Origin of the sequence: Chryseobacterium balustinum, assembly GCF_900168205.1 — a bacterium.
Taxonomy (GTDB): Bacteria; Bacteroidota; Bacteroidia; order Flavobacteriales; family Weeksellaceae; genus Chryseobacterium; species Chryseobacterium balustinum.
On sequence record NZ_FUZE01000006.1, the window covers coordinates 193164 to 206321 of the forward strand.

A 13158-nucleotide genomic window follows, 5' to 3' on the forward strand; every position below is an offset into this window, starting at 1 on the left:
CAGCAATAAAGAAATCAAGAATTAAAAGATGTTTTTTCATTCTTTTAAATTTTCTTAATTTGCGAAACTATTAAATTCATCTTAAAAATATTAGATTAATAAGAACAATGAGAGTTTTAGCCAACGACGGAATCTCCAAAGCCGGAGAACTTGCTTTAAAAGAAGCCGGGATAGAACTGCTTGACAACAGAGTTGCTCAGGATCACGTTATTAATTTTATTAATGAAAATAACGTAGATGTTCTTTTGGTGCGAAGTGCTACCAAAGTTAGACAAGATTTGATTGACGCTTGTCCGAATCTTAAAATCATCGGAAGAGGCGGAATTGGTATGGATAATATCGATGTTGAATACGCGATTGAAAAAGGATTATATGTAATCAACACTCCTACAGCATCCTCAAAATCGGTAGCAGAATTGGTTTTTGCACATTTTTTTTCTTTAGCAAGATTTTTACATGAATCTAACAGACTGATGCCATTGGAAGGGGAAACTCATTTCAATGCGATGAAAAAATCTTTCAGCAAAGCCTACGAACTTTCAGGAAAAACGTTAGGAGTAATTGGTTTCGGAAGTATCGGTCAGGAAGTAGCAAAAATGGGAATTTCTTTAGGGATGAAAGTGAAAGTTCTGACCAGAAAACCCAGAACAGAAGTTTTAAGCTTAGAATTTTTCGACGGACAAAAACTAAATTTTGAAATTACTTCTACAAATGATACCGAAGAGTTTTTAAAAGATACCGATTTTATCAGCATCAATACACCAAAAACTGACGAGTATATTATTGATACTGCACAGTTTGAAAAAATGAAAGATGGTGTTTACATCGTCAATACCGCAAGAGGAGGCGTTATCAATGAAGTTACTTTACTTGATTTTATCGAATCCGGTAAAGTTGCAGGAGCTGCTCTTGATGTTTTTGAAAACGAACCGTCACCTGAACTGATTTTACTGATGAATCCTAACCTGTCTCTTACACCACATTTAGGAGGAAATACGGTAGATGCGCAAGAAAAGATTGGTGTAGAACTTGCCAATCAGATTATTGAAATTAAAAAGAAACTATAAATTATATATGCCAGTTTTTAAACCTTTCCGTGGAATACGCCCTCATAAAGATCATGAGGCAACGTTTCCTACTCATCCTTTAGATAATTTCACACAAGCTGAAATTGCTGAAAAAGCACAAAAAGAAAAAACTTACATCAATATGATTAAACCCTATGTTGTAAGTAAATCTAAAGATGTTGACCGGAATTTAAGGAAAATTCGTACTACTTTTGAAGAACTTTTGGAAGACAAAACATTAGTTCAGGATAGCTCTGCCTATTATCTCTATGAGCAGATTTATCCAAACAAACAGATATTCAGAGGGCTTCTTGGCTTGTCGAGTATTGAAGATTTTTGGAGTGGAAAAATAAAAAGGCACGAAAGCACCATTCCTCAGAGAAAAGAAAAGCTGGCGCATTATCTTGATAAAGTGAATCTTCAGGCAGAACCTGTTTTGTTGACTTATCCTTCAAATTCAAAGATTGAATTGCTGATGAATCATGAAGAAAAAAATGTTCCGATTTTCAATCATGTTGATACGATTGGAATCAGACATAAAATCTGGAGAATTGATAACCGTCTGAAACTGCAGCAGTTTAAAGAAGTAATCGATCAGATCGAATCTTTTTATATTGCTGATGGTCACCACAGAATTGGTTCTACAGCACTTCATGCAAAACGCTTGAAAGAAAAAAACAAGCGTCACAACGGAACAGAAGCTTATAATTTTGTGTATAGCTTTATCGTTTCCAATCAATCGATTAAAATTCACGATTACAACAGAATTCTGAGCAATATCGGAGATTTATCTACTGAAGATTTCTTGAAAAAATTGGAGAAATATTTCCTTATTCACGAAAAAGACCAGACTGCATACTACCCTTCTCAGAAATTCCATATCTCAATGTATTTGGATGGAAAATTCTATTCACTTCACGTAAAGCACGATTTGCGTTCTCCAGAAATGTCACTCGATAATCTGGATCATCATATTTTAGATAAATATATCATTAAAGATATTCTGAATATTGAAGATTCTGACAGTTCAGATCAGATTACCTACGTGAAAGGAACATCGAATATTGAAGGAATCAAATTATTGAAAGAAAAAATCGACAATGGTGAAGGAAAAGTAGGTTTTGGAATCTATCCGGTAAGCTTTAATGATATGATTAAAATATCTGATTTAAAGCTGCGTATGCCTCCAAAATGCACATTTATCGAACCTAAACTGGTTACTGCATTATTAATGTACGATATGAAGCCATAATTATCTAATTTTTATTTATTTTTATGCTCCGAAAAGAAAACGGTCAGTAAAAATGAAAAAAATCTTACTCATCATATTTCCACTCTTTTTGAGTGGATTTTTATTTTCCCAGAAAAAAACTCCGGCAAAAAAACCAAAGCCAATTCCTAAATTCAACTATCACGAAGAATTTAAGAAAATCTCTGACGAAATTTTTCTTCACGGAACCGCTTACGACAATCTTGGTGAATTAACAAAAGGAATTGGATCAAGATTCAGTGCGACGCCGGGCTATACAAAAGCTACGGAATGGGCTGAAAAAAACTTAAAAGAAGCTGGTGCAGAAAATATCTGGAAACAGGAAGTAAGAGTTCCGATTTGGATCAGAGGAAAAGAATCTTTACAAATAAAAACGTCGAGTGGTGATTGGAAAGCCATAAAAATGCTTTCATTTGGAAACTCTGAAGGCACCAAAGGAAAAGACCTTATTGCCGATATTCTTCTGGTGAATAATGTTCAGGAATTGGTGAATCTTAGAATTTCCGATGCAAAAGATAAAATCATTTTTGTCAACTACCCTATTGATCCTACCGTAATCAGTACAGTAGACTCTTATATAATAGCTGCTAAATCTAAACTTATTTCGGCCTCCGTTATTGGTCAGAAAGGAGCAAAAGCTTTAATCATAAGATCATTAACAACGGCTTCAGATGATATTCCGCATGCAAAACAAGTCTATTACGAACCGGATGATAAGACAAGAATTCCGGCAATGACCATTGGAGTCCGTTCTGCAGATGAACTTGAAAGCCTTCTTAAGAAAACGTCTGTTAAAGCTAAAATTAATATGTCGGCCGAATCAAAAGGTGAAACCATTAATCACAATATTATCGGTGAAATTCCAGGAAAAAAAGATTCTAAAGTCATTGTTCTCGGAGCCCAGCTCGATTCATGGGATTTTGCAGAAGGCGCTCATGATGACGGAACCGGAGTGGTACAATGTATGGAAGTTTTAAGAACGTTTAAAGCTTTAGGGTACGACAACAATCATACGGTTAGAGTTGTGCTTTATGCCAACAGTGAAAATGGCGGAATGGGTCGCGAAACGTATGCAATGAGTGTAAAAAAGAAAGAAGAAAAACATATTTTGGCTTTAGGAAGCGATTCCGGAGGATATTCTCCGCGAGGTTTCTCTTTAGATATGTCGTCACAGAGAAGAAGGCTTATTTTCGAATGGAAAAATTACTTTTTACCGTATGGAATCTATGATTTTGACCAGACGTATGCCATTCAGGATATTGCACCTTTGAAAAAATTAGACATTCCATTGGTTGAAATGGTGGTCGATACGCAACGTTATTTCGATTATCATCACTCTGAAAAAGATACTTTCGATAAGGTCAACAAAAGAGAATTATTACTTGGAGCAGTTGCGATGACGCAGTTTGTTTTTATGATTGATAAAAACTGGTAAGAATTAAGAAAATCAAAAAAATTATGAGCGTTAACAAAAGGCTTTTAGAAGAAAAATCAAGTCAGGAATTAGAAGAATATATTAAATCTGAAAATAAATTCGTTCCGGAAGCCAATCAATATGCCTATGAAATTTTAAAATCAAGAGGCAGAATATTTACTGATGAAGAGAATGAAAGATTTTCTACAACAGTAATTAATAAAAATAATACAGATACAACTATACATACCAATTATAAAAAAGCTGCCGAATTTCTTTATATTTCAGCATTTTTAGGAATTGGCAATCTAATCTGGAAGTATGATACTTTGCATAATGGGTTTGAAATTTTCATTGCAATCATTGTCTTAGCTTTTGGTTTTACATTGGCATATTTTACAAGCAAAGGCATAGAATGGTTTAAGTATTTATTGCTTGTTCTTTTTGGATTAGGTATTTTGGGAATTCCATTTATAATTTCTAATATAAAAAACGACCCTGTTGTAGGAATCATCAATATTGTACAAACAATACTTCAAATCTGGGCTTTAGTTTTATTATTTAAAATTCCCAAAGCTGTTGACAATTCTCAACCTGTTTAATCAAACAAATCACCAATATTAATATGGAAATCAACCCATTAAACTTAGAATCAAACAAAATAAATACTCCGAAACTTAATGAGATTTATTCTCAGTTTCAGGAAATTTTAGAAAAACTTAACGATAAAAAATTACCTTCTGAAGCGTTACAATATATTAATAGTATTGTTGAACAAACTAATTCAACAACATTACAAGATACAGCGTTGCTTAAATTTTTAAAAGACAAGCAAAATCTCATCATAAAATACTTGGAAAAAGAGCATAAAATTGTTCCTAAAAGCTATTACAAAAAATTATGGTTAGCGGTAGGAATGACGGCTTTCGGCTTACCAATCGGAGTTGTTTTTGGTTTATTGATGAAAAATATGGGATTAATGGCAATAGGATTACCAATTGGTTTAGGTGTAGGTGCTGTAGTTGGTTCTTCAATGGATAAAAAAGCCTTGCAGGAAGGAAGACAAATCGATGTAGAGATAAAATTTTAATTTGAAGATCTAAACAAAGTAGTAATTATGAAAAATATTCTATCAGCTGCGGTTGTTTTTTTAAGCTTAAGCTTATTTGGACAGACCAAAGAAGATTCTATACAATTCAGCAGAATTTCAACAGAAATTTTAAATAAAGGAAAATCTTACAATGAACTTAGAGATTTAACCAAAAATATAGGTCATCGATTGAGCGGTTCTGAAGCGTATGAAAAATCGGTAAAATGGGCAGAACAAAAACTTAAAGAAGCCGGAGCCGATAAAGTCTGGCTTCAGGAAGTAATGATTCCGATTTGGGAAAGAGGAAAAGAATCTTTAAAAATAAAAGCTCAAAACGGGAAATGGAAAACTCTAAAAATGCTTTCTCTTGGAAACTCCGAAGGAACAAAAGGAAAAGATGTTTCCGGAGAAATCATTATGGTAAAATCTTTGGCAGAATATGATAAACTCAGTCCGGAACAGGTGAAAGACAAGATTGTTTTCTTTAATTATCCTTTCAGTCAGTCTTATGTTCAGACTTTCAAAGCCTACAGCGATGCGGCAGTTTATCGGTCTACCGCTGCAGCTTTAACAGCAAAAAAAGGCGGAAAATTTGCCATTGTAAGATCACTTTCTTCTGCCTTTGATGATGTACCGCATACCGGAGCGATGAGATACGGTGATTCAGAAAAAATTCCTGCCGTTGCCATTGGAAATACCACTGCAGACGAATTGGAATCACTTTTAAAATCACAAAAGATTACCGCTAAACTCAATTCAAACTGTGGAATGAAAGGTGAGAAACTCTCCCACTCTGTGATTGGCGAAATTACAGGGAACAAAGATAAAAGTGTAATTGTTGTCGGCGGACATTTAGATTCGTGGGATGTTGGTGAAGGAGCGCATGACGACGGAGCCGGAATTGTACAGAGCATTGAAGTTTTGAGAACGTTTAAAAATTTAGGTCTAAAAAATAATCACACCATAAGAGTTGTTTGTTTTGCGAATGAAGAAAACGGCGTGAAAGGCGGTCAACAATACGGAAAAACGGTAAAAGAGAATAACGAAAAACATCTTTTTGCCTTAGAATCTGATGCGGGAGGTTTTTCTCCGAGAGGAATTGCTTTGGAAATGGATGATGATAAAATCAAGCAAATTACAAGCTGGTCTCCCCTATTTCTTCCTTACGGAGCTTATGATTTTGACGGAAGATATTCGGGAACAGATATTTATCCTTTAAAAGATATGGGAATTCCGACGGCAGAGCTCGTTCCGGATTCTCAGCGATATTTTGATATTCATCATACCGAAGAAGATACTTTTGAAAAAGTTAATCGTCGCGAATTGTTATTAGGAGCAACAATTATGACGCAAATGATTTACATGATTGATAAGAACTGGTAAAATAGAAAGTCCTCGATTTTGAGGACTTTTTTTGTTTTGAAAAGCCTTGTCAAGGCTAAATATTTATTAGATTACCACAAATGCAAGAATAAATCTCTATTTTAAATAAATAATTTGTGTATTCGTGGCATTCATAAGTATTCTTTTTTAGCAATCGTAAAATCTAAAATCCTTCCTTCTCTTTTAACTCTGATATCGATAGAATTGTGATCTCTTTCTACACGGTCTTGCAGATATTTACAAACAGATTCTTGGTCAAGATTTTCTAAGCTTATATTGTTCATATTCAAAATTTCATCGTCAAGTTTTAGAGGACTATCACTTCCGTTAAAAAGCAACACAACTTTTGCTTTATGATCTATAAATCGATAGGCAAAGCCAAAAGATTCTAATTTTGAAGGATAGTTTTTAATTTTATTTAAATAGATCTTATTATTCTTCCAATCCATTATAAATCTGAATTTTTTCAAAAATTCGTTTCCAAGCAAACTTGAAGATCCGGTAGAAATAATTTCATCTTCAAATTTTTGGTCATCTAAAAACACTTCATTGGGTTTAAAATAATAAGAGCTTTCCGGATTTCCCGCTCCAAATGCTCCAACAGAAGATGTACCATAAGTTTCAACAAACTTCACTTTACTATTTTTTGCATCATATTCTTTATTAGAAATTCTCACAGTACCTGTAAATCCGGTATCAAAAGTAAGATTGATTTTTTCATCCAAAATCTGAGCTTTTATAACAGGTGTTTTCTGTGGTTTTGGATTAAAAGAAAACACCGTTTCGTAGCCTTCTTTAGAAAAATTTGCCAGATCTTTAGTAGCTTCTATTGAGTTTTCTGAATAATTGATTCTCCAGAAAAGTTTTGCCATCTGATTGGCTCCGATAATACCGTCAATTTTAAAACATTCAAACTCAATTCCTTTTAGATCCATCACAATAGCTCCAATATTTTTGAAGGTAATTTGATCAACTTTTATTTCCGGAACTACTGTAAAGATTTGTTCCTGCTTATTTTTTTTGGAATCGGTGACTTTACTGCGATGTTTTTTCTTAAGATTAAGCTCATTATAAATTGAGGTGGAAATTACTGTCGGAGCGCCAGAATCAAAAAGAAACTGATAGATTTTCCCATTAATATTTACTTTAACGAAAGGCAGTTCGTTGGTATAAGTCAGATTAATTTTTTCAACAGGATTTTTTAATTCGGCTTCACCATTTTCAAAAAATCTTTTTCCTTGGGCAGAAACTGTGGTTGCAAGAAATAGTAGAACAAAGAATATATATTTTCTCATGACTTATTTTTTATAAAAATAGTGTTTTATGTGAATGAATGATTATTGAAAGGCAAAATGTTTTAATTTAAACAAACTTCAGCTTTATTATAAATATAAATACGGTTTCCCGTAAAGAAACAATTCAATGTTTGTGTAATATTGCAGCACAAAACTAATAACCATGGAAATTTTTCTCATTGTAATTTTAGCTGGATTGGCGGTGTATTTCTACACTCGATCTCAAAAACTAAAGAATGAAATTAAAAACAAAGACCTTAAAATTAATGATTTAACGAAAATCATTAATCAGTTTCAGTCTGAAATATTAAAATACCAGAATGAAAATAATTCTTTAAAAACACATCTTCAGTCTGCCAAAAAAGACTTGTCTTATATTCAGATTACCAATCGGGAACTAAAAGATAAAATTGCAGAACTGAGCAAATATCAAAACATTATTGATGTAAAAATCGAATGTGAATATCTGCTTAGAAAGGCTCAAAAAGATTACGAAAAACTGAGAGAAAGAGGTAATCTGGAATTATCTGAAGCTCAGGAAAATGCGAGAGAATCAAGACGAAACACCAAAGAACTTACTGAAAAAAAACAGAGAGAAATCGAACTTTTATATGAAAATGCAGTAAAAGAATCTAAAAGAATCATTGATCAAGCTGAAAATAAAGCCGAGACTATTGGTGGAGATGCATACAGAAGTCTAAGAGAAGCCGATGAAATTGCCAACAGAATCCAGGCAATGAAAAACGTTATTAAAGGTTATGGAAATGAATATCTTGTACCGAGTTATACCCTGTTGGATCAGCTTGCTGAAGATTTCAGCCATAAAGACGCAGGTGAAAATCTTAAAAAGCTTCGTCAGAATAATAAAATGATGATCGTGAACCGACAAGCCGGAATCTGCGAATATATGGATGATGAAAGACAAAAAACGGCTGTGGATTTTGTAATAGATGCTTACAACGGAAAGGTAGACTCTGTTTTATCAACTGTGAGAAAAGATAATTACGGCATTTTAAAGCAAAAAATCGAGGACGCTTTTCAGTTGGTTAATTTTAATGGTAAAGCTTTTCGGAATGCAAGAATTTCAGAAATTTATCATCACGCAAGGCTTGAAGAGTTAAAATGGGCAGTTGTAGCACAGGAATTACGGGCAAATGAACTTGAAGAGCAAAGAGAAATTCGTGAAAAGATTCGTGAAGAAGAAAAAGCCCGAAAGGAATTTGAAAAAGCAATAAAAGATGCTGAAAAAGAAGAACAAACTTTAAAAAGGTTAATCGAGAAGGCTGAAACACAAGTTTAGAGAGCTAATGAAGAACAGAAAGCTCTTTTTCAACAAAAACTGGAGGAATTACAAGGAAAACTCGAACAAGCAGAAGAAAAAAATCAAAGAGCTATCTCAATGGCACAACAGACAAAAACCGGTAATGTATATGTCATTTCAAACATCGGTTCGTTTGGAGAACATATTTATAAAATTGGAATGACAAGACGTTTGGAGCCTTTAGACCGGGTTCGTGAACTGGGAGACGCAAGTGTTCCATTTGAATTTGATGTGCATGCAATGATTTATTCAGATGATGCTCCGGCTTTGGAACGACAGCTTCACAAGAAATTCCTTAAAAATCAGCTTAATAAAATTAATCCAAGAAAGGAGTTTTTCAGACTTAATTTAAGTGATTTAAAAAATCATTTGGAAACAATCGGAATCAATTGTAAATGGACACTTTTAGCTGAAGCAAAACAATACAGAGAGACTTTAAAGCTTGAAGAGGAAATGAAAACCGATAAAACTCTGGAAGCCGAATGGGAACAATATCAGAAAATAGCAGATCCCGTGAGTTATGAAGAAGTCATCGAAGAAATTTAAGTTTTATAACTAATTCATCTTTTGAATTTTAGCTAAAAACTTAAAATAATTGTTAAATTTTTCTTTGTTGGAATAAAAAAACTTTCTATATTTGCACCACTGAAAACAACGATACAATCGGAGTTTAAGGAGAGATGGCAGAGTGGTCGATTGCGATAGTCTTGAAAACTATTGACTGTAACAGGTCCGGGGGTTCGAATCCCTCTCTCTCCGCTGGTTGAGAAACTAAAATAAGCTAAAACGCTGTAAACATTATGTTTACAGCGTTTTTTGTTTTGGCAGTAGTATCAAAAAAGGCCATGTTAAAAGTGACCTATTTAGTGACCTATCGTGAAAATATCAAAATAGGTCACTAAAATATCTGGAAAACCTGACTAATAGGGAGTTTAACGATTGAACATCTTGCAAAAAGTGGTAACAAAAAGTAAATTATTAAATAATTAAAGTTATCACACAATGAACAAAACATTCAACCTGCTATTCTTTATAAAAAAGAATAAAATCAGAACAAATGGAACCGCTCCTATCTACTTACGAATCACGATAGACGGCAAGGCAGCAGAGATTGCGGCTAAAAGATATATCGACCCAAAGAAATGGGATAATAAATCACAGAAAGCCATAGGCAATAGTCAAGAAGCCAAAACATTGAACTCTTACCTTAAAACTTTGGAACAACAAGTTTACGATTCTCATTACCTGATGCTTAAAGAAGAAGACTTTGTAACATCAGAGAGTTTAAAATCTAAACTACTTGGAACCGATGTTTCCACACGAATGCTCATTCCTATTTTTCAGGATCATAATGATAAAGTTGAAGCACTGGTAGGTCAGGATTTTGCCCCCGGAACATTGGAGCGCTATAAAACATCGTTAAAGCATACGCAGGAATTTTTAATCTGGAAATATAAAACTTCTGATATTGACATCACAAAGATCGATCATGCTTTTATAATGGATTATGATTTTTGGCTTCGTAGTGTTCGTAAATGTGCAAACAATACCGCGGTAAAGTACATCAAGAATTTTAAAAAGATCATTCGGTTATGTATGGCTAATGGCTGGCTCAGTAAAGATCCTTTTCTTGGATATAAAGCGAAGCTCAAGATAGTCGAACGACCATATCTGAGCAGAGAAGAAATTCAGGTGGTTTATGAAAAGGAATTTGTGTCAGAGAGATTAAGTCAGGTAAGGGATATTTTCCTTTTTAGTTGTTATACAGGATTAGCTTACGTTGATGTAAAGAAATTATCGAAAATGCATGTCAATTTTGGAATAGATGGTGACAAGTGGATTTTTACACATCGTCAGAAAACCGATACCTCAACTAGAGTTCCATTATTACCGTTAGCACAAGAACTTATTTCAAAATATGAAGACCATCCGGAATGCATAAATTTAAATGTGTTATTTCCTGTACTCAGTAATCAGAAAATGAATTCCTACCTCAAAGAGATTGCTAATGTATGTGGAATCACCAAGGAGTTGACATTTCATATAGCAAGACATACATTTGCTATCACAATAACATTGTCCAATGGTGTTCCTATCGAAAGCGTAAGTAAGATGCTGGGACATACGAATATAAAAACGACACAACATTACGCCAAGATTTTAGATCAGAAAGTGAGCAATGATATGTTGGCATTAAGAACCAAACTTCAAGATACATAGTAGAATAAAATCAAGATCAAGCTAAATTCAACAATTCCGTCTTGTTATAAAGATGGAATTGTTTACCAAATACTGTAAGATTGCGATAGATGGATTAACAAACATCCTTTCCATATAGTTAGATTGAGAAGCCAAAATTTTTCTTTCTCTATATTTAGCTACAGGTTTTAATGCTCCTGCAAAATCAAGCATAACGATTTTACTTCCAATAAATGGATTGTAGGAAGGCTGGTAATCAATGTAACCCAAAGAATGAAGATTCTTTAGGCACTTGTGATAAGTTGCTTTTGAATTTGTTTTATTGATTCTCATTACTTCATCCCGGGAAATACTTATAGGATTCCTGAAACGATTGAAATTCCAGAATTGAAACAAAGCAAAATATAGACTAATATGTGTAGGATTAAGTATGTCATCTTGAATAACCTTCTCATAGAAGCCTGTAAGATGTTTTATATAATTCATTTTACTTAATTTTGAGCATTTAAGAAATTATCATTTGTTATTCAACATTTTTTCTATATCCTTATAATTATAGTATAACGTGCCTCCGACGCGAGTAAAAGATAAGTTACCATTAACGCGAAGGTTTTGTAATGTTCCGGTGGAAATTTTCAAAAGTTCTTTAACCTCTGATGATCTCAACCATAATTTCTGCTCTGAATTTTTAATATTAAAAAGTGTTTTGATCTCTTCAAGTAATTCAATCTTGAACTCCTGAAGATCTTCTTTAGTAACAAGGTTTACTCTCATAAGTTTTTATTTTCTAATTTTTTTTACAAAGTTGAGCTATCGAACTATTGTAAACAATAGTATAACCATGAAATGGTCTACTTAAGAACATTCTGGAATGATTTGAAAAATTTGAAGATTAAAAAAGAATAAATAAGACCAAGCTGGAATTTATAATTACTTTTGAGTACTGAACTTCACCAGTTAGAAAAATGAAGTGCATCACTCACCTTTTCAAATAAAATGAGATAACAGAAATACGATCTATAAACTTTGAAGAATCCAATGACATACTCAATCGCGTTTTCTGTTTCTGACAAAATGGTTAAATTCAAACAGTTCAGTTGTCTGAGCATCTCAGTCTTTCTTGGGAACAGTTGTAGAGTTACGAAAATGTCGCTTTTTTTGTTATAAGTGTCAATACGTTCAAGCCTTCTTTGATAATCATTTTCGACGTGCATGTAAAAAAAATAAGGTAAAATAGTATCAGTTGCATACACATAAACCGAGTGTACCTTTTTTATTCCGCACAAATAAAAAGGCCATTTTTGATTGGAAAATTCTATTAATGCACAGAATTTCAAAGACAAAATTATTTTTTAAATTTTGATAAATGTAATATAAGATGTCAATTATTAAAATATCAATTAAATTATACACTTGCGTTCACCAACTAAAAAAATGAGTTTTAGTAGAATTTACCAATATATGGTAAAATTTAATTAATATAAATCGTTGCTTTTAGCCCACTCTATTAGTTAGGCAAACTCTATAAAAGATAATTGTGAGCAATTGGAATTAGGTTTGACTTCTCATAAATAATTTCAGAACCCCATTTCTTTGTTTTTATTAATCCTAATTTCACAAAGTAGAACTTAATATAAGAAGCTATTACAAAAAATACATTCACAACTCGAAAGGCGAAATACAAATCCAGAATTTACAATGGTAATTTATGATTTATTAATTATCTTTATAAATACTTATCTCTATAATAGGTTTTTAATTATGAACTTGTTTAAACTTATTTAGAAAAAGAGTTTCCAGAAAATTAGCAATTTAGAGTTGCAAAAAAAAAGAACTAAAATCTGGAACTCATAAGCAAAGATAAACTGGAAAAATGGATTTTACCTCATTTAAGCAAAGGCAAACGAGGGTTTTCCACGAGATTTGATTTAGGAAAAATCTTTAAACTCATTATAAAACGATTGAAAACAGGCTGCCAATGGCGGGAATTAAGCCTCAAAGAATATTTTTCAAAAGAAACAATAAGCTGGCAATTAGTCTATTATTATTTCAATAAATGGTGTAAGGACGGTTCTTTCAAAAGAATTTGGATTTCTCTTCTTCAAAATAATAAAAGGAA

13 protein-coding genes and 1 tRNA gene are annotated in these 13158 nt (G+C 32.9%); 11 read left to right on the forward strand and 3 right to left on the reverse strand.

From position 1 onward, the window contains the following. Positions 1 to 107: 107 nt before the first annotated feature. The 6 genes from B5X64_RS10150 to B5X64_RS10175 are packed head-to-tail and all read left to right on the forward strand — an operon-like array spanning position 108 to position 6224. The gene (locus B5X64_RS10150; RefSeq protein ID WP_079465099.1) at positions 108 to 1067 is read left to right on the forward strand and encodes a D-2-hydroxyacid dehydrogenase; all 960 of its coding nucleotides are present in this window, start codon (positions 108 to 110) and stop codon (positions 1065 to 1067) included. Positions 1068 to 1074: 7 nt separating this feature from the next. Next, entirely contained in the window at positions 1075 to 2319 is a 1245-nt protein-coding gene (locus B5X64_RS10155; RefSeq protein ID WP_079465120.1) for a DUF1015 domain-containing protein, read from the forward strand. A gap of 52 nt (positions 2320 to 2371) precedes the next feature. Further along, a complete protein-coding gene (locus tag B5X64_RS10160) occupies positions 2372 to 3772 on the forward strand; it encodes a M28 family peptidase (protein ID WP_079465100.1) in 1401 nt (466 codons plus the stop codon). A gap of 23 nt (positions 3773 to 3795) precedes the next feature. Then, positions 3796 to 4353 carry a hypothetical protein gene (locus B5X64_RS10165; RefSeq protein WP_079465101.1) on the forward strand — a complete coding sequence of 186 codons (558 nt, stop codon included), beginning with the start codon at positions 3796 to 3798 and terminating at the stop codon, positions 4351 to 4353. Positions 4354 to 4376: 23 nt separating this feature from the next. Continuing rightward, positions 4377 to 4841: a hypothetical protein gene (locus B5X64_RS10170; protein WP_079465102.1), complete on the forward strand. Its 465-nt coding sequence runs from the start codon at positions 4377 to 4379 to the stop codon at positions 4839 to 4841. A 27-nt stretch (positions 4842 to 4868) separates the two neighbouring features. Then, a complete protein-coding gene (locus tag B5X64_RS10175) occupies positions 4869 to 6224 on the forward strand; it encodes a M20/M25/M40 family metallo-hydrolase (RefSeq protein ID WP_079465103.1) in 1356 nt (451 codons plus the stop codon). 131 nt (positions 6225 to 6355) lie between these two features. On the opposite strand, the gene B5X64_RS10180 is transcribed toward B5X64_RS10175, so the two are convergent. Continuing rightward, positions 6356 to 7519 carry a retropepsin-like aspartic protease gene (locus B5X64_RS10180; protein ID WP_079465104.1) on the reverse strand — a complete coding sequence of 388 codons (1164 nt, stop codon included), beginning with the start codon at positions 7517 to 7519 and terminating at the stop codon, positions 6356 to 6358. A 163-nt stretch (positions 7520 to 7682) separates the two neighbouring features. Here B5X64_RS10180 and B5X64_RS10185 point away from each other — a divergent pair, with 163 nt between their 5' ends. The 4 genes from B5X64_RS10185 (at position 7683) to B5X64_RS10195 (ending at position 11060) form a co-directional block, all read left to right on the forward strand. After that, positions 7683 to 8819 (forward strand): SNIPE associated domain-containing protein, encoded by a 1137-nt coding sequence (locus B5X64_RS10185; protein ID WP_111944956.1) that lies wholly within the window; start codon positions 7683 to 7685, stop codon positions 8817 to 8819. Positions 8820 to 8918: 99 nt separating this feature from the next. Continuing rightward, on the forward strand, positions 8919 to 9386 hold the full coding sequence (locus B5X64_RS22545) for a GIY-YIG nuclease family protein (protein ID WP_111944955.1): 468 nt from the start codon (positions 8919 to 8921) through the stop codon (positions 9384 to 9386). Between the two features lie 128 nt (positions 9387 to 9514). Beyond that, positions 9515 to 9599: transfer RNA gene (locus B5X64_RS10190), tRNA-Ser, on the forward strand. A gap of 243 nt (positions 9600 to 9842) precedes the next feature. Beyond that, a complete protein-coding gene (locus B5X64_RS10195; protein WP_079465105.1) occupies positions 9843 to 11060 on the forward strand; it encodes a site-specific integrase in 1218 nt (405 codons plus the stop codon). A gap of 27 nt (positions 11061 to 11087) precedes the next feature. Here B5X64_RS10195 and B5X64_RS10200 read toward each other — a convergent pair whose 3' ends face one another. Beyond that, positions 11088 to 11525, reverse strand: coding sequence for a hypothetical protein (locus B5X64_RS10200; RefSeq protein ID WP_228418841.1), 438 nt, complete (start codon positions 11523 to 11525; stop codon positions 11088 to 11090). A gap of 30 nt (positions 11526 to 11555) precedes the next feature. After that, positions 11556 to 11813, reverse strand: coding sequence for a helix-turn-helix domain-containing protein (locus tag B5X64_RS10205; protein ID WP_079465106.1), 258 nt, complete (start codon positions 11811 to 11813; stop codon positions 11556 to 11558). Between the two features lie 1103 nt (positions 11814 to 12916). Here B5X64_RS10205 and B5X64_RS10215 point away from each other — a divergent pair. After that, a partial coding sequence (locus B5X64_RS10215) for a transposase (protein WP_228418847.1) occupies positions 12917 to 13158 on the forward strand: 242 nt, incomplete at its 3' end.

Excerpts from the sequence above, each read along its gene's own strand:
- B5X64_RS10155 (WP_079465120.1), top strand. The coding sequence starts at position 1,075 with ATGCCAGTTTTTAAACCTTTCCGTGGAATACGCCCTCATAAAGATCAT.
- B5X64_RS10200 (WP_228418841.1), bottom strand. The coding sequence starts at position 11,525 with ATGAATTATATAAAACATCTTACAGGCTTCTATGAGAAGGTTATTCAA.
- B5X64_RS10180 (WP_079465104.1), bottom strand. The coding sequence starts at position 7,519 with ATGAGAAAATATATATTCTTTGTTCTACTATTTCTTGCAACCACAGTT.
- B5X64_RS22545 (WP_111944955.1), top strand. The coding sequence starts at position 8,919 with ATGGCACAACAGACAAAAACCGGTAATGTATATGTCATTTCAAACATC.
- B5X64_RS10195 (WP_079465105.1), top strand. The coding sequence starts at position 9,843 with ATGAACAAAACATTCAACCTGCTATTCTTTATAAAAAAGAATAAAATC.
- B5X64_RS10205 (WP_079465106.1), bottom strand. The coding sequence starts at position 11,813 with ATGAGAGTAAACCTTGTTACTAAAGAAGATCTTCAGGAGTTCAAGATT.
- B5X64_RS10160 (WP_079465100.1), top strand. The coding sequence starts at position 2,372 with ATGAAAAAAATCTTACTCATCATATTTCCACTCTTTTTGAGTGGATTT.
- B5X64_RS10185 (WP_111944956.1), top strand. The coding sequence starts at position 7,683 with ATGGAAATTTTTCTCATTGTAATTTTAGCTGGATTGGCGGTGTATTTC.
- B5X64_RS10165 (WP_079465101.1), top strand. The coding sequence starts at position 3,796 with ATGAGCGTTAACAAAAGGCTTTTAGAAGAAAAATCAAGTCAGGAATTA.
- B5X64_RS10170 (WP_079465102.1), top strand. The coding sequence starts at position 4,377 with ATGGAAATCAACCCATTAAACTTAGAATCAAACAAAATAAATACTCCG.
- B5X64_RS10150 (WP_079465099.1), top strand. The coding sequence starts at position 108 with ATGAGAGTTTTAGCCAACGACGGAATCTCCAAAGCCGGAGAACTTGCT.
- B5X64_RS10175 (WP_079465103.1), top strand. The coding sequence starts at position 4,869 with ATGAAAAATATTCTATCAGCTGCGGTTGTTTTTTTAAGCTTAAGCTTA.